Annotated in this window: 15 protein-coding genes; 11 read left to right on the forward strand and 4 right to left on the reverse strand. The window is 65.4% G+C overall.

The window, feature by feature from the left end; genetic code table 11:
* Positions 1-244 precede the first annotated feature (244 nt).
* Positions 245-679, forward strand: a complete 435-nt coding sequence (locus tag F3J19_RS18855) for a cupin domain-containing protein (protein WP_205193014.1) — start codon at positions 245-247, stop codon at positions 677-679.
* Between the two features lie 78 nt (positions 680-757).
* Here F3J19_RS18855 and F3J19_RS18860 read toward each other — a convergent pair whose 3' ends face one another.
* Positions 758-1,723, reverse strand: coding sequence for a sugar-binding transcriptional regulator (locus F3J19_RS18860; protein ID WP_167044215.1), 966 nt, complete (start codon positions 1,721-1,723; stop codon positions 758-760).
* 165 nt (positions 1,724-1,888) lie between these two features.
* Between F3J19_RS18860 and F3J19_RS18865 the strand changes: the two genes are divergently transcribed.
* The 8 genes from F3J19_RS18865 to F3J19_RS18900 all read left to right on the forward strand — a co-directional run bounded on the left by F3J19_RS18865 (position 1,889) and on the right by F3J19_RS18900 (position 10,481).
* Complete coding sequence (locus tag F3J19_RS18865; RefSeq protein WP_167044218.1) at positions 1,889-3,124, forward strand: ABC transporter ATP-binding protein; 1,236 nt, start codon at positions 1,889-1,891, stop codon at positions 3,122-3,124.
* Complete coding sequence (locus F3J19_RS18870) at positions 3,117-4,037, forward strand: sugar ABC transporter permease (protein WP_167044220.1); 921 nt, start codon at positions 3,117-3,119, stop codon at positions 4,035-4,037. Before F3J19_RS18865 ends, F3J19_RS18870 begins: the two co-directional genes overlap by 8 nt.
* Positions 4,034-4,885 carry a carbohydrate ABC transporter permease gene (locus F3J19_RS18875; RefSeq protein ID WP_167044222.1) on the forward strand — a complete coding sequence of 284 codons (852 nt, stop codon included), beginning with the start codon at positions 4,034-4,036 and terminating at the stop codon, positions 4,883-4,885. The genes F3J19_RS18870 and F3J19_RS18875 overlap by 4 nt, the downstream gene beginning before the upstream one ends.
* Positions 4,886-5,035: 150 nt before the next feature.
* A complete protein-coding gene (locus F3J19_RS18880; RefSeq protein WP_167044225.1) occupies positions 5,036-6,301 on the forward strand; it encodes an ABC transporter substrate-binding protein in 1,266 nt (421 codons plus the stop codon).
* A gap of 13 nt (positions 6,302-6,314) precedes the next feature.
* The gene (phnA, locus tag F3J19_RS18885; RefSeq protein WP_167044227.1) at positions 6,315-7,556 is read left to right on the forward strand and encodes a phosphonoacetate hydrolase; all 1,242 of its coding nucleotides are present in this window, start codon (positions 6,315-6,317) and stop codon (positions 7,554-7,556) included.
* Positions 7,556-8,842 (forward strand): alkaline phosphatase family protein, encoded by a 1,287-nt coding sequence (locus tag F3J19_RS18890; RefSeq protein WP_240159071.1) that lies wholly within the window; start codon positions 7,556-7,558, stop codon positions 8,840-8,842. The genes phnA and F3J19_RS18890 overlap by 1 nt, the downstream gene beginning before the upstream one ends.
* Positions 8,843-9,081: 239 nt before the next feature.
* Positions 9,082-10,098, forward strand: coding sequence for a DUF6402 family protein (locus tag F3J19_RS18895; RefSeq protein ID WP_167044230.1), 1,017 nt, complete (start codon positions 9,082-9,084; stop codon positions 10,096-10,098).
* Positions 10,099-10,256: 158 nt separating this feature from the next.
* Positions 10,257-10,481, forward strand: coding sequence for a hypothetical protein (locus F3J19_RS18900; RefSeq protein WP_167044233.1), 225 nt, complete (start codon positions 10,257-10,259; stop codon positions 10,479-10,481).
* Positions 10,482-10,572: 91 nt separating this feature from the next.
* Here the strand turns inward: F3J19_RS18900 and F3J19_RS18905 are convergent, their stop codons facing one another.
* On the reverse strand, positions 10,573-10,905 hold the full coding sequence (locus F3J19_RS18905; RefSeq protein ID WP_167044235.1) for a hypothetical protein: 333 nt from the start codon (positions 10,903-10,905) through the stop codon (positions 10,573-10,575).
* 25 nt (positions 10,906-10,930) lie between these two features.
* Complete coding sequence (locus F3J19_RS18910; RefSeq protein WP_167044237.1) at positions 10,931-11,785, reverse strand: IclR family transcriptional regulator; 855 nt, start codon at positions 11,783-11,785, stop codon at positions 10,931-10,933.
* Between the two features lie 250 nt (positions 11,786-12,035).
* Between F3J19_RS18910 and F3J19_RS18915 the strand changes: the two genes are divergently transcribed.
* A complete protein-coding gene (locus F3J19_RS18915; RefSeq protein ID WP_167044239.1) occupies positions 12,036-12,941 on the forward strand; it encodes an NAD(P)-dependent oxidoreductase in 906 nt (301 codons plus the stop codon).
* Positions 12,942-12,945: 4 nt separating this feature from the next.
* Here F3J19_RS18915 and F3J19_RS18920 read toward each other — a convergent pair whose 3' ends face one another.
* Positions 12,946-14,001 carry a Gfo/Idh/MocA family oxidoreductase gene (locus tag F3J19_RS18920; protein ID WP_167044241.1) on the reverse strand — a complete coding sequence of 352 codons (1,056 nt, stop codon included), beginning with the start codon at positions 13,999-14,001 and terminating at the stop codon, positions 12,946-12,948.
* Between the two features lie 209 nt (positions 14,002-14,210).
* Between F3J19_RS18920 and F3J19_RS18925 the strand changes: the two genes are divergently transcribed.
* A complete protein-coding gene (locus F3J19_RS18925) occupies positions 14,211-15,518 on the forward strand; it encodes an ABC transporter substrate-binding protein (RefSeq protein ID WP_167044243.1) in 1,308 nt (435 codons plus the stop codon).
* Positions 15,519-15,539 lie beyond the last annotated feature (21 nt).

Raw genomic sequence — 15,539 nt, forward strand, 5'->3', positions numbered from 1 at the left:
TGCGCCCCCCTGCTCTCCGTTGAACTGGTAAGAATGGGGCACGCTGCCAGTCACCCATGCCGTCTCCAGAGCAGACATTCAACCATCCTGAGTAAAATCACGAAACCCGGTTATCGGCAACCACGCAAGCGCCCCGCCGTACACTTCTTTTGATTATCTGATCGCATCCATGAACACTGCTCAACACCCACTCCCCGCCGTCATGCAAAGCACTCCTCCCGAATATATTTTTATGGGGGTTCGCATGAGAGTGCTTCTCTCGTCGGCACAAACCGGCGGCCAGTTTTCGATGATCGAAGGCATCATGCCGCCGGGTGGCGACGGCGGCTTGCATATTCATCATCGCGAAGACGAGTCGATGTTCATCATCGAAGGTGAAATGGAAGTCACGATCGGAGACAAAGTCGAAATACTGAGCGCCGGCTCCTCCTACTTCGCGCCGCGCGGCGTGCCGCAACGGCTGCGCAACCTCGGCGAAAAGCCCGTGCGCTGCATCGTGACCACCACGCCCGGCGGTTTCGACGAATTCATTGCTCAAGCGGGTATCCCTCTGGACGGCGCGGCCGGCGCCGGCGCCGCGGAAATCCCGGCGCAACCGCCCACGCCGGAACAGATGGCGGGCTTGCTGCGTCTCGCCGAATCGTTTGGGATCGAGATTCTGCTGCCGCCCGGCGCCTGATTTCCACAGGCTCGAACGGCCCTCAAAAGGCCGTTCGAAGACGATGCGGCACAGGGCACATCGCGCCGGGTGCCGCCGTCATAGCAACGCGACCGCGGTTGCCTCGTCGGTAATCAGCACATGGACGAGCCCGGCCCGGATCGCCCCGCGAATGATCGACACCTTCTGCAATCCGCCCGCAGCCAGGATCAGCTCGGGAATCGCTCGCAGGTCCTCCAGAGCAGGGTTGATCGTGCGCGCGGCCAGCGGATGATCGACCAGTCGTCCGTCGGCGTCGAGATAATGCCCGCAGATGTCGCCGGCCGCGCCGGCATCGCGTAGCGACTGGCAGGCCGCTTCCGAAATCACGCCATATTCGAGCATCTTCGACTGCGGCGAGAGATCGGTCGCGCTCAGCAACGCCATGTCGACGTGCCTCGCCATCTCCAGCACGCTGCGAACGGGCTCGCTGCGAACGAGCGCGTCGCGCAGTTCGGCCGTCTCCGCATGCAGCGGCGCCGTCATGTAGTAGCAGGTTGCGTCCAGCATCCGCGCGAACAAAGCCGCGTTGTCGTAGGGATTGATGCGCGTGCTGCGCGCAAGGCCGCCGCACATCAACACCACGGTATTGTCCATCTGCTGCCGCCGTATGACGTTCTGCGCGGCGGCGTTGATCGTGCCGCCCCAACTGATGCCTAGCGTGGCGCCCTGCCCGAGTTGGCTGGAGACGTACTGGCCCGCCGCCGCGCCGACCACCGGACGCAAGTCGTCGGCATCTTCGGGCGTCGGCACCACGATCGCGCGGCGCAGATCGTAAGCCTCGGTCAGCCGCACTTCCAGCTCGACATAAGCACCCACCGGGCTATTGATCGTGATCTGCACGAAGCCGCTGGCGCGCGCCTCGTTGAGCACGCGATTCACGCGCTTGCGCGTGAGACCCATGCGCAACGCAATCGCCTCCTGGGTTTGCCCCTCCTTGAAATACGCCCAGCAAATGCGCGCCATCACCTGCGCGTCGATCGATTGCCCCTCGTCTGCGGAAGGGGCGTTCCTGTGGCGTTCCATGCGCGATTTTCTCCGTTGTCCTTGCAGGCTCGCCGTGACGCGGCAAGCCGGCGGTGTGCAACGGTATCACCTTCCGGCGCATGAGCACAAATGGGTTTTCGCAGTCACAAAAGGGTAACGTTACAAATGTACCTTAGCGAACTCAAATGAGCTTCGGGTATTCGGATGAACAAGATCCCTGACACGATGGGCGCCGCCGGCACGCGGCGCGCGCGAGGCGGCATCGAGCTTGCGGGCGTGTCGCGCCGTTACGGCACGTACGTCGCCGCCGACCAGATCGACCTGACAATCGGCGAAGGCGAGTTCGTCGCCCTGGTCGGGCCGAGCGGATGCGGCAAGTCCACCCTGCTGCGCATGGTCGCCGGACTCGACTGGCCCGATAGCGGCACCATTCACATCGGCGGCCGCGACACGGCTACGCTCGGCCCGTCCGCGCGCGACGTGGCGATGGTGTTCCAGAACTACGCGCTCTATCCGCACCTGACGATCCGCGAGAACATCGCGACGCCGCTCGCCCTACGCGAGCTACGTGTGTGGGAGCGTGTGCCGCTCGCCTGGCGGCTCTCGGCCGCGAGCCGCCGGCGCCGCGCCGCGATCGACACGAAAGTGCGCGAAGCGGCCGAGTCGCTCGGCATCGGCGCGCTGCTCGAACGCAAGCCCGCCGCGCTATCCGGCGGCCAGCGCCAGCGCGTGGCGCTCGGGCGCGCGATCGTCCGGCAGCCGGCCGTTTTTCTCTACGACGAGCCGCTGTCGAACCTCGACGCCGAATTGCGCGCCAGCATGCGCGGCGAGATCGTCGAGTTGCACCGGCGGCTCGGCGTGGCCACGCTCTACGTCACGCACGACCAGGTGGAAGCGATGACCATGGCGGATCGCATCGCGGTCATGCGCGCCGGCCGCATCCTGCAACTGGGCACGCCGGCGGAGCTGTACGCACAGCCCTGCTCGATCGAAGTGGCGCGCACCATCGGCACACCGGTCATCGGCCTGCTGCCGGCCAGCGTTCGCACGGCCAGACAAACCCTGAGCGCGGCGGACGGCTGCATCCTGCCGCTCGCCGTCGATCTGCCCGAAGGCACGGCGCTCACGCTCGGCCTGCGCGCCGAGCACCTCACGCTGGTCGAGGCGAGCTGCCCCGGCGCCCTGCCGGCACGCGTGCTCAACCTCGAATATCTCGGCGCCGACACGCTGATTCACGTCGCCGTGGACGGCGCGGCCGGCGCGCCGCCCGCGCGCCTCGCGGTGCGTGTGTCCGGCATGCCGAACGCCCATGCACGTATCGGCGAAACCTGCGGATTGCAGGCCGATCTCGCGCGTGCGGTCGTGTTCGACGCGGACGGCCAGCGCGTCGCGCAAACCGGTCGGCCTGCGGCTCACGGCATGCGGGTGGTGCATGGCTAAGCCGCTGCGCGCAAGCTCCCCCGCCCTCGCTTTGCCGACCGCGAGACCCTCGCGCACGCCCGTGATCGTCCTGTTCGCGGGCCCGGCCGTGCTGCTCGGCCTCGCCACGCTGATCCTGCCGCTCGTCGCCGTGATCGTGCTGGCCTTCACCGACTACCGGCTCGGCGCATCGCACGTCGATTTCATCGGACTGCAGAACTTCGCGTCGCTGGCACACGACCCGGTGCTGCAACGCTCGTTCGCCAACACGCTGCTCTACACGGCACTGGTGGTGCCGGCCTCGACCGTGCTCGGCCTCGGCCTTGCCCTGCTGATCGACGCACGCACGAGCCTGCGCTCCCTGTATCGCACCCTGCACTTTCTGCCCGTGATGGCCGCCACGATCGCGATTGCGGTGGTGTGGGAGTTCATGCTGCATCCGAGCTTCGGGCTCGTGAACCTGCTGCTCGCGCGCGTCGGCATTGCCGGCCCGCACTGGCTCGAAGACCCGCGCACGGCGCTGCTCTCGCTCGCGCTGATCGGCATCTGGCAGGCCACCGGCTTCAACATGGTGCTGTTCCTCACCGGCCTGACCGGCATTCCCGCGCAGTACCGCGAAGCGGCCGCCGTGGACGGCGCGGCGAGCGGCTGGACCCGCTTCTGGCTCGTCACCTGGCCGTTGCTGCGGCCCATCACGGGCTTCGTGGTGGTGATCTCGACGATTCGCTCGTTCCAGTTGTTCGAAACCGTCTACGTCATCACCGGCGGCGGGCCGCAGAAGTCCACCGAGGTGCTGCTCTTCACGATGTTCAGCGAAGCATTCGAATTTTTCCGCACGGGCCGGGGCGCCGCCATCGCCGTGCTCTTTCTTCTGCTGGTGGGCGTGCTCACGCTCGTCAAATTCCGCTTTTCGAGCGACCGGAGCGCTTCATGAACCCTTCGCGCAAGCCTCGTCTCGCCGGGCTGGGCGGTTCGCTGCTGCGTCATGCCCTGCTCGGCATCAGCAGTCTCGTGTCGCTCGCGCCGTTCGCCTGGATGCTCTCGACGGCCTTCAAGCCGGCCAACGAAATCTTCTCGCGCCAGTTGCATCTGCTGCCGCAGCACTTCGCCGGATGGCAGAACTTCGCCACCGTGTTCGCAAGCGTGCCGATGCTGCGCTACCTCGCCAACGGCATACTCGTCGTTGTCCTGATCTTTTCCTTGCAGCTGGCGATCGCTTTGCCGTGCGCCTACGTGCTCGCCAAGCTGCCGTTTCGCGGCCGCCGCCTGCTGTTCGGCGCGGTGCTGTTCTGCCTGATGCTGCCGCCCCAGGCAGTGGCGATCCCGCAGTTCCTGCTCGCGCAGCAGCTCGGCCTCGTCGACAGTTACTGGGCGCTCGCGCTGCCCTACGGCGTTTCCGCGTTCGGCATCTTCCTGCTGCGCCAGTATTTCCGCACCGTGCCCGACGAGTTGCTCGACGCGGCCCGCCTCGACGGCTTCAGCGAGTTCGCCATCGTGTTCCGGTTGATGCTGCCCGTCGCGCTGCCCGCCGTGACGGCCTTCGGCATCTTTTCGGTGAGCGCGCACTGGAACGAGTTCTTCTGGCCGCAGATCGTGCTGTCGTCGCCCGACAAGCTCACGCCGCCGCTCGGCATCGCGTTCTTCCGCAACGAGGAAGCGGGCACCGACTACGGCGCGCTGATGGCCGCCGCCGCGATCGTGGTGGCGCCGCTAGTGCTGGCGTTCCTGCTGGCGCAGCGCCGCTTCATCGAAGGCATCGCGCTCTCCGGCATGAAAGGCTGAGGCGCGCCGCGCCCGCGCGTTTCCGCCGGGCGGTCCTTTTCCGTATCGACCCATATCGGCCTCGACCGTATCGACCACCGGCCGCGCACCGCGCCGCGGCCTCATCACAGGAGTCACGCAGTGAAAACACGCAGAACCCGCCTCAGGCAGATGTTCGCCGTGATCGCCATGGCAGTGGGCTCGTTCGCCGGCCTCGGCGTGCAGCCGGCCGCAGCCGCCCAAACCGAGCTGACGGTGCTGTACGCCTTCCCCGACCTGTTCCGCCCGGCCATGGACGATCTCGCCAAACGCTTCATGGCGGCTAACCCGGACGTGCGCATCGTGTACCGCGCGCCCGCGCCGGAGTACGAGCAGGTGCTGCAAACCGTGCTGCGCGAATCGGTGGCAGGCACGCAACCCGATGTGGTGATGCAGGGGCTCAACAACATCCGCGCCCTGTCCGATCAGGGCAGCGCGGTGCCGCTCGATCCGCTCATCGCCGCGGACAAGGATTTTGCCTCGCAGGGCGACAGCCCCGCGATGCTGGCGGCCGGCAAGGTGAAGGGCCGCAGCTACGCGCTGCCGTTCGCGATCTCGCTGCCGGTGCTCTACTACAACGCCGATCTCGTGCGCCGCGCGGGCGGCGACCCGTCCCATCTGCCGACCACCTGGGACGGCGTGACGGCGTTGGCGAAGAAGATCAATGCGCTGGGCTCCGGCACCAACGGCATCTTCTACGCGTGGGACGAGACCGGCAACTGGATGTGGCAGTCGCTGGTCCTGAGCCGCGGCGGCAGCATGCTCGACGCCAGCGAACGCAAGGTGGCCTTCGACGGCAAGGAGGGCCAGTGGGCCATCGGCCGGCTTGCGCGGCTGGTCACACAAGCCGGCATGCCGTACCTGACCCACACGGCGGCGCGCCAGCAGTTCGCGGCGGGCAGCCTCGGCATCTTCGCCACCTCGACCTCCCAGCTCGCGACGATCCAGAAGATCACCGCCGGTCATTTCCAGCTGGCGGTCGGCACGTATCCCGATCTCAAGCCGGGCCTTTCGCATCTGCCCGCCGGCGGCAACGGCCTGATGATCACCGCACGCGATCCGGCCAAGCAGCAGGCCGCCTGGCGCTTCATCCGCTTTGCCACCGAGCCGGCGCAGGCCGCCGAGGTCGCACGCCGCACCGGCTATTTTCCGCCGAACGAAAAAGCGGGCGCCCTGCTGAAGGACTTCTACAAGGCCAACCCGAACTTCGCGGTGGCGGTGCAGGAACAACCCTATGCGACGGCCTGGTACGCATTCCCCGGTCCGAACGGGCTGAAGGCGATCGACGTGATCAAGGACAGGCTGGAGAGCGTGGCGAGCGGCCAGCGCGCCGGCGACGCCGACAAGGTGCTCACCGAGATGGCGACCGACGTCCAGGCTTTGCTGCCGCAACGATAAACAGGAGAACATCATGACCAACGCAGTTCGCACACTCGAAGTCAACGGCCGGCGCTACGCGCTGCCCAGGCAGCCGACCGTGGTCGCCTGCGTGGATGGCCTCGACCGGACCTATCTCGACGCCGCCTTCGAACGCGGCATCGCGCCGTTCCTGCAATCGCTGCATGCGCGTGGCTGGTGCCGCGCCGCGCGGTGTGCGATGCCGAGCTACACCAATCCCAACAATCTTTCGATCGTCACCGGCGTGGCGCCGTCGGTGCACGGCATCGCCGGCAACTACTTCTACGACGAGGCGGCCGGCGCCGAGGTCATGATGAACGACCCGGCCTTCCTGCGTGCACCGACCATCCTCGCCGAGCTGGCCGGGGCCGGCGCGCGCGTGGCCGTGGTCACCGCGAAGGACAAGCTGCGCCGCATGCTCGGCCATGGTCTTCCCGAGAGCCCGGGCGCGCTGTGCTTTTCGGTCGAAACGGCGGGCCCGGCGGCAGCCGGCTTCCTGCCGTCCCCGCTGCCGCCGATCTACAGCGCCGCTGCCAGCGAGGCGGTTTTCAGCGCCGGCGTGCTCCTGCTCCAGCGGTGGAAGCCCGACTTCCTCTATCTGTCGACCACCGACTATATCCAGCACAAGTACGCGCCCGGCGAAACCGAGGCCAATCAGTTTCTCGCCATGCTCGACCGCCATCTGGCCGCCATGCACGAGCTCGGCGCGCGCCTCGTGCTCACCGCCGACCACGGCATGGGCGCGAAGAGCGACGCGGCGGGACAGCCCAACGTGCTGTTCCTCGCCGACCGGCTCGACGCGGCCCTGCCCGCGCTGAAAGCCCGCGTGGTGCTGCCGATTACCGATCCCTACGTGCGCCATCACGGCGCCCTCGGCGGTTTCGCGACGGTCTATCTGCATCATGACGGCGACGGCGCCAATGCCGCCGATATCGCTGCCGCGCGCACGCTGCTCGCCGGCCTGCCCGGCATCGACGCGGTGCTCGACCGCGAGGAAGCAGCGGCCTCGCTGGAACTGCCGGCGGACCGCATCGGCGACCTCGTCGTGCTGGCCGGCCCCGCGCACGTGCTGGGCACGCGCGTCGCGGAACACGATCTGTCCGGTCTCGACCGGCCGCTGCGCTCGCACGGCAGCCTCCATGAGCAGCCGGTACCGCTCATTTCCAGCTTCGAGCCGGCGGACGAATTCACCGGCCGCGCGCTGCGCAACTTCGACGCCTTCGCGGTCGCTCTCGCCGGGGAGCACGGCAACTGATGGCGAATCTGCAACGACGAGTCGTCATGGTCTGCTGCGACGCGCTGGGACGCGACTGGATCAACCCGGACCTCACGCCGGCCCTGCATGCGCTACAGCGGACGGCGCTGCATTGCTCGGCGTACCGGGCAGTCTTTCCCTCCGTCACGCGGGTGTCGGCGGCCTCGATCGCCACGGGCTGCCGGCCGAGCCGGCATGGACTGCACGGCAACCGTATGGGCTTGCTGGAAGCGGGCCGGGTGAGTATCTACGACGTCGGCAAACCCGATTTCCGCGCCCACATGAGGCGCGCCACCGGACAGACCTTGCGCGTGCCCACACTCGCCGAGCGCGTAGCCAAACACGGCGGCTTCGTCGCGTTCTCCAACGTGTCGCCCGGCGCCGCCTATTTTCTGGACCCCGAACATTTCGGCCACGTCTATCATCGAGCCGGCTCGTACGCGCCGGGCGGCCACGCTCTGACCGGCGAAGCGGCATTGCGGATCGAGCAGGATTTCGCCGGCGACTGGAGCATGACGCAACGCTTCTGCTCCGAGGCATTGGCCGGCTCGCGTCCCGCCGTGGCGCTGCTCTGGCTCGCGCATCCCGACGCGACGCTGCACGGCGCGCCGCTCGGCTCGCCGCAGCATCTCGAAGCGCTGCGCCATGCCGACCGTTGCGTGGCCGAAGTGGTGCGCACCGTGCGCGAACTGCGCGCGAGCGGCGACGACATCCTGCTGCTGGCGGGCTCCGATCACGGGCAGGAAAGCATCGGCGGCAGCATCGACATCGAAGCCTGGCTGGCGGCACAGGGGCTCGCGCCGGCGCTCGAAAGCGGCGCCGTCGCGGTGGCGGGTCAAGGCACCGCCGCCGTGCTCTATGCGACTCCGGCGGGACGGCCAGCGCTCGAAGCGGTGCTCGATGCGCTCAGCGAGGAACCGTGGGCCGATTCGGTCGAAACCGGCGACACGCTATGCGCGCGCGGACTCGCGCCGCAAGACGGTATCGTCGCGGCGGTGAACATGGCGCGCCTCGATGCCGTTAATCCATACGGCGTGCGCGGCATGCGCTGGACCGTGGCCGAGCCCGGCAAGACACGCGTCGACGGACACGGCGAACACGGTGGCTGGGGCGCGGACGAGACACGGCCGTTCCTGATGATCGAGCATGCGCAGCAGACTGCGGGCGCCGTGGCCCGCGACACCAGTCTTGTGGATATCGCGCCGACCATACTGGATTTTCTGGGTCTGCCGGCTGACGGTATGGATGGCGTGTCGTTGTGGCGTGAGAGCGCGATGGCTGGCTGAGGCTGCTGGCTGGCAGCCTATGCTGACTCGAAGTTGGCGGTAAGGTCAGTCATGTGTTCAATGTCCCATTCAAAACTACGAACCTTCACGGCGTGATGATGCATAAGACGGATTCAGGTAACGGAGTTCATTGAGGGATAAGACACGCTGAAGAACCCACAGTAGTACGGCAATTTTGAGATGCACTGTACGGCGCTCGTGCTAAAAGGGCCACTCCATAGACCCTTTCCGAAACCTGCATGAGCGCACAAAAACTATCCCTCTATACGCCGAGCAATGGGGAATGGCGAGAACAACCTGGAGACATCACGTATGTAAATTCCAAAGGTGGAAATTTTCCGGGTGTAGTACAAGATGCGCAGCATCTCGTGACTAACGAAAGTTTTCAGGTCACGGAGATTCCCGGCGCAATGTCGAAGATGGGGTGGCACAGGTCAGCGGCATTGCTGCGAAAATGGTTTGCCTACTCGCCGAAGAATCAGGCGATGAACCTTAGTCAAAAGCGATATGGCATCAACAGCGACGGGTCAAAAGCCTACCGCGATGATCGCTTCGATACCCGGTCGATTATGCTTGATTGGGTTCTCTCGTATCCACGCACGCAAGCAGGCTTTAAAAACCTGCAAAAGACAAGCTACCTGACAAAAGGTACATCGGAAAAGCTTGTCAGGACGCTTTACCCCTATCGCGATCATGATCGAATCGACACGCTTGAACTGATGCGCGGTAATGTGCGTGCGCTGCATGATAATTTCCAGTTTCAATATGCGCCCGTGGACACGACCGCACTCGAAAAGGCCGAGCAGTTCTTCGGTGCAATGCTCCACCACGGCAAACCCGACGATCTGGCAGGGGCACTAGGCGGGTTTGCAATGTATGCGGCTGTTGCTGAAGCCCGTTTCAGACCACTGCGCATCAGCGGTATTGAAATCGAAGTCACGAAGGTCGCGATATACGTCAAGAACCCCTATTCATTCTTTGACGATGGCAAAGGCGGCTCGCAATATCTTGGACACTGGAACAGGGACGGCATCTGCCTGGTTCCGGAAGGGTATGTCGCACAGCATGCGAATTGGGGAAATTGGAGCAATTACATTATCCAGCCCGAAGGCCCTTATGGGCGAACGTTCTGGCCTGTCCACAACAGTGACTTCCGACGTTGGCAAGATGCTCATAACGCAGGCGGCGACATGATTCTGTTTTCCGATTGCCGGGTCGTGAAGATCGACCCGATCAGGTTCAGGGTGAGGAAATGACGTGGCTCTCGCGAATGTACCGCATTGGGCTAATCGTCTTCGTGATGGGTGTTGGGTTCAGCATCGTTCAATACGTGTTTGATGCACGAGCACGCGCAACGGCGCATGAGTGCTATAGCTCAATCTCTCACAATGGACTATACCGTGCGGAATCGTGCGTGACGGATAGCAATGGGGCCGTTGATTTCTTTGTTGGGAAACTCTACGACGCACGCAGCGGCAAACTGCTCGCACGGGTTGACTTTGAATCGATGGACGGGGGGATGCCGTGGTTTATGCCCGACGATAGCGCGGTGGGTTTCCAGGGAGCGCGGATCGGCGATACCGGAGCATTGAGTATTCCGCCCAACTGGCGTGACCGATTACGCGCCATCTTCCCCTGACCCCCATCAGGCCTATTGCCGCATGGCTTCGCAAACGCCATGCGGCACAAAGCGACCACCGCCGCTGTAATTCACCGGACGAAGCGCCGAATCAGCCATGCCACGCAAAGTGAAAAACAGGTGGCGACATCAGCGCAATCGCGCATGAACTGATCGCGGGAAGCACGACATCGAGCACCTGATACGCGCTCCACTGCCAGGGGAACCAGCCCGACGACCAGGCCGGCACGTGATCGGACGGGCTGACCGCGTATTCGATTTCGAGCTTCTTACGCGACCAGTACCACACCACGACGCACAGCGCCCCTACCCACCACGACTGTGCAAGGAGCGCGCACGGTACGTGGATCAGCAGCCCCTCGAAACAATGCGATGCCGACGCACGCCAACGCGCGCCTTCGATCCACGTCATGAGCGGCTTCATGCTGTCGCCTTCATGACGACGCAGCCTATTGCGACTTCGCGGCTCGCGTCTTCGGCTTGACCGCCTGCACGCGAGTTTGATCGGCACCGGCCACGGTACTCTGCTTGAAATATCGCGAAGTCAGCGTGGCCGCGCCCATATCCGTTGCCGCTTCCAGCAAATGCGGCGCGAGCTCTTTCAGACGCGACTCCGGCAAGCGAGTGCTCGGACCCGCGAGGCTCACGATGCCCACGACCTCATGAGTAACGGGATTGCGCACCGCCGCCGCAATCGACGTCATACCGGCCTCGTAGGTCTCGATAGCGACACCGTAGCCGCGCTGACGCGCGCCGTTCAGGTCCTTCAGGAATTGCTGGATCGTCTTCGGCGCACGCGGCGCGTTCCGCGCTTTCGCACCGAGCCCCCCCTGCCTCGACACCAGTTCGATCGCGCGCTCGTCCGGCAGCGTGGCAAGCCACGCCTGGCCGCTGGCCGTGCAATGCAGCGGCGGGTTGCTGCCCATGTCCGGGTCGTAGCGCAAGCCCGACTTCGCGCCCTGCGCCTTGCCGACGAAGGTAAGGTGATCGCCCTCCACCACGCCAAGCCGCGCCAGTTCGCCCGATGCCTCGGCCAGCCGGTCCAGCACCGGCTGCGAAATGTCGAACACCCCGCTCGTCGAGAGATAGATCAGCGCCAGCGAAACGAGCTTCATGGCCAGCAGATACTCGCCATGCTCTTCGTCCTGGCGCACGAAGCCCTCGTCGATCAGCATCGAGAGGAGCCGGTGCGTGCCGCTGCGCGGAATGTTCAGCGTGTCCGCAATCGTGGCCAGCGGCATGCGGCCGCCATTCTTCGCCAACAGTTCGAGCACGGCCAGCGCACGCTCAAGATTCCCTGCCATTTAGCTTTCTCATCGTTATCGTAATAGCCAAATGAGAACACAATTCCACACTGGAATTCAAGCAGATTCGCATGGGCGTGCTCGCGGTCAATGCCCTAGATTTACGGTCACAAACCGCCCCCTCGTGACGTGCGCTCCCGAGCAGCACCATCGCGCAGATTTGTGGAATTAATTTTCTATATGGAATAGTATTCAACAAATATGGCTCAGCAAAAATTTGTGACATGATGAACAACATGGAGACAGGACAATGCGGGTACTGATTACGGGCGGCAGCGGTTTTCTGGGGGCGTGGATCATGAAGCGGCTGCTGGCGCGCGGCATGGACTGCGTCGCGTTCGACCTGCGCGCGAACGCGCGGCTCATCGAGACGCTGTCGCCCGAGCGCGCGGCCTCGGTGCAGTGGCGCACCGGCGATATCGCCAGCGCGGAAGACACCGCCCGTGCGCTCGAAGGCTGCGACGCGGTCATTCATCTCGCGGGCATCCTCACGCCCGATTGCGCGGCGAATCCCGTGCGCGGCGCACAGATCAACCTGCTCGGCACGCTGAACGTGTTCGATGCCGCACGCGCGGCGGGTATACGCCGCGTGCTCTACGCGAGCAGCGCGGGCGTGTTCGGCCCCGACGACGGCGCGACGCCGCTGCCGCAAACGCACTACGGCGCCTTCAAGCTCGCCTGCGAAGGCTCCGCCCGCGCGTACTGGCACGACCACGGCATCGCGAGCATCGGTTTCCGGCCGCTCGTGGTCTACGGTGCGGGGCGCGAATCGGGCTCGAGCGCGGGACCGAGCCTCGCCTGCCGCGCGGCCGCGCGCGGCGAACGCTATACGATTCCGTTCAGCGGTTCGACGGGTCTCATCTTCGCCGACGACGTCGCCGCGGCCTACGAAACAGCGCTGCTGCACGACTTCGAGGGCGCGCACGCGTTCACGCTGGCGGGCGAGATAACGCCGATCAGCACGCTGATCGACAGGATCACGGCGATCGTTCCGGGTGCGCAAATCGATGCGAGCGGGCCGCCGCTGCCGATCGCCAGTGCGTTTCCCCATGATCCCGCGCTCGCGCGCCTGCTGCCCGGCCTGCCGCAAACCTCGCTCGAAGACGGCCTGCGCGAGACCGTGGCGTTCTATCGCCACGGTCATCAGCCATCCTGAGTATTTATCGCCGCACGGCTTCAGCGAGATCGAGCGCAATGGGCGCGCGTGCCGCAGCCGCCTGGTGCACCGCCAGTGTCGCCGCGAGCGTGCGCGCGCCGTCGTCCACGGCACACACCGGCGCCTCCTCGCCTGCGATCACCGCGGCGAAGTGGCGCAATTGCTCGTGATACGGATCACCCGCATGCGGCGTGCTGCGCTCCACCGTCAACGGCTCGTGCCAGCCCTTGCCGCTGCGGTATTCCCACACGTCGAGCTGCGGCAGCGTGAGCGACGCGTCCGTGCCGATCAGGAAGTGCGTGTTCTCCTGCTGACGCGGGTAATGCGCGGCCTCACCCGCCACGAGGTCCCAGTTCCACGGCGCGGCCGCCGTGTCGGACACGACGAGCGTGCCAAGCGCGCCGCTCGCGAAACGCAGCAGCACGGCAGCCGTATCTTCCACCGCGAAACCGCGCACGCCGCTCGACGTCTGCGCCTGCACCTCGACGATCTCGCCGAACAGAAACCGCATGATGTCGATGTCATGAATCAGGTTGATGAGTACGGGACCGCCGCCGGTCTCGCGGCGCCACTGCACGTCGAAGTAGCCATCGGGCTTGTAGAAGGTGGCAAGCGCGTTGGCCGCCACCGGCTTGCCGAGCCGCCCCGACTGCACGATCTCGCGCGCGCGGCGCAGGATCGGATTGTGGCGGCGATGGTGGCCCACCAGCAACGGCACGTTCGCCTCGCGCGCGGCGCGGTCCAGCCGCAGTGCGTCCTCCACGCGATCGGCGACGGGCTTTTCGAGCAACGCCGGCACGCCGCGCGCGACGCACGCGAGACCGACATCCACATGCGTCGCGTTCGGCGTGGCGACGATAGCGCCTTCGGGGCGCACTTCGTCGAGCAGCGCCGCGTAGTCGGCAAACCAGCGCAGCCCTTCGGCACGCGCGAACTGCTCCGCGGCCGGCGATGGGTCCGCGATCGCCACCACTTGCGCATGCGGATGCAGCCGCGCGCGCTCTACATGCATCCGGCCGATCGCACCCGCGCCGATCACCGCCATACGTCTCCTTGCCATTGCGCATCTCTCCTTGCTTCGGTTGAACAGATCGGCACCGGAGCGCCGCTACGGGTGATTACCCCGATACCTTGAAATTCTCTTTAATTGTTGAATACTATTCCACTTTGAATCAAGATTCACTTTTGCTTTTTTCGGGCACAACCGTTTTGCGCGATGTGCCGACCACAACGAAGCAGGCCCTTCAAACGGGGCAGGAGCGGAGACACATGACGGACAAGCACTCACAGGACACCCACCTTTCGGCCCCCGAAACGTCGACGGCAGAAACGCCGCCCGCCTCGGCGATCTCGCGGCGCGTGTGGCTCGCCACGGCCGGCAAGGCACTCGCGGGCGGTGCCGCGGTGCTCGCGGCGCCCGCCTTCGTGCGCGCGCAGGGCGAGCAGCCGCTCAAGCTCGGCCTGCTGATGGCCAAGCAGGGCGTGTGGACAGAACAGGGCGAAGTGATCGCCAACGGCGTAAAGCTCGCGCTCGACCAGGCCGGCAACCAGGCGCGCGGCCGCCGCGTCGACCTCGTCTGGTACGACGAACCGAATCCGCAGTCGGCGCAGCAGAACATGCAGAAGCTCGTCGAAGAGAACAAGGCGGTTGCCGTGATCGGCGGCACGAACAGCGGTACGTCGCTGGCGATGTCGTCGGTCGCGATGCGCACCAAAACGCCCTATATCGCGCCCAATGCCGCCGCGCGCGAGCTGACCGGCAGCAGTTGCAATCCGTACACCTTCCGCGTGCTGAGTCCGACGCCCGTGACCTGCCGCGCGCTCGCGCCGTCGCTGCTCGCGATCGGCAAGAAATGGCACTTCCTCGTGGCGAACTACGCGTATGGGCAGGACATCCAGCGCTCGATGTCGGACCTGCTCAAGCAGTCGGGCGGCACGATCGTGGGTGCGGACGTCACGCCGCTGAACACCACCGACTTCAGCGCGTTCATCCTCAAGATCCGCCAGTCGAAGCCCGATGTCGTGCTGCTCGGCCTGCCCGGCGGCGACCTCTCCACGTTCCTCAAGCAGTACGCCGAAATGGGCATGAAGAACCAGATTCCGGTGGCCTGTCCGATCATCGGCGACTCCGACCTCTGGTCGATCAGCGTCGACGCCGCAACCGGCTACTACGGCAAGCCGTGGCACTTCAGCTCGCCCGACCACTCGCCCGAGGAAATCGCCTTCATCAAGCAGTACACCGCGAAGTACGGCAAGCCGCCCGCCGACAAGGCATGGATCGGCTGGTTCACCATGCGCTCGCTGCTCAAGGCCGTGAACGAGGCGAAGAGCACTTCGGGCCCGGACATCGTGCAGAGCCTCGAAACGGTGCAACTGGGCGACAGCATGGGCCCCGCGTATTTCCGTCCGTGGGATCATCAGCTTCTGCGGCGCTGGACCGTGTTCAAGGTGAAGGACCACATCACCGACAAGTGGGACTGGCTCAACCAGGTCTCGGTGGTGCCGAAGAACCCGACCGACCTCGACCGGCTCTACGGCACCCGCCAGGAAATCGGCTGCACGATGGCTGCCCGCTGACGCCGCCCGCCAACGCCATTG

This window comes from Burkholderia sp. Ax-1724 (genome assembly GCF_011752995.1).
Lineage (GTDB): Bacteria > Pseudomonadota > Gammaproteobacteria > Burkholderiales > Burkholderiaceae > Paraburkholderia.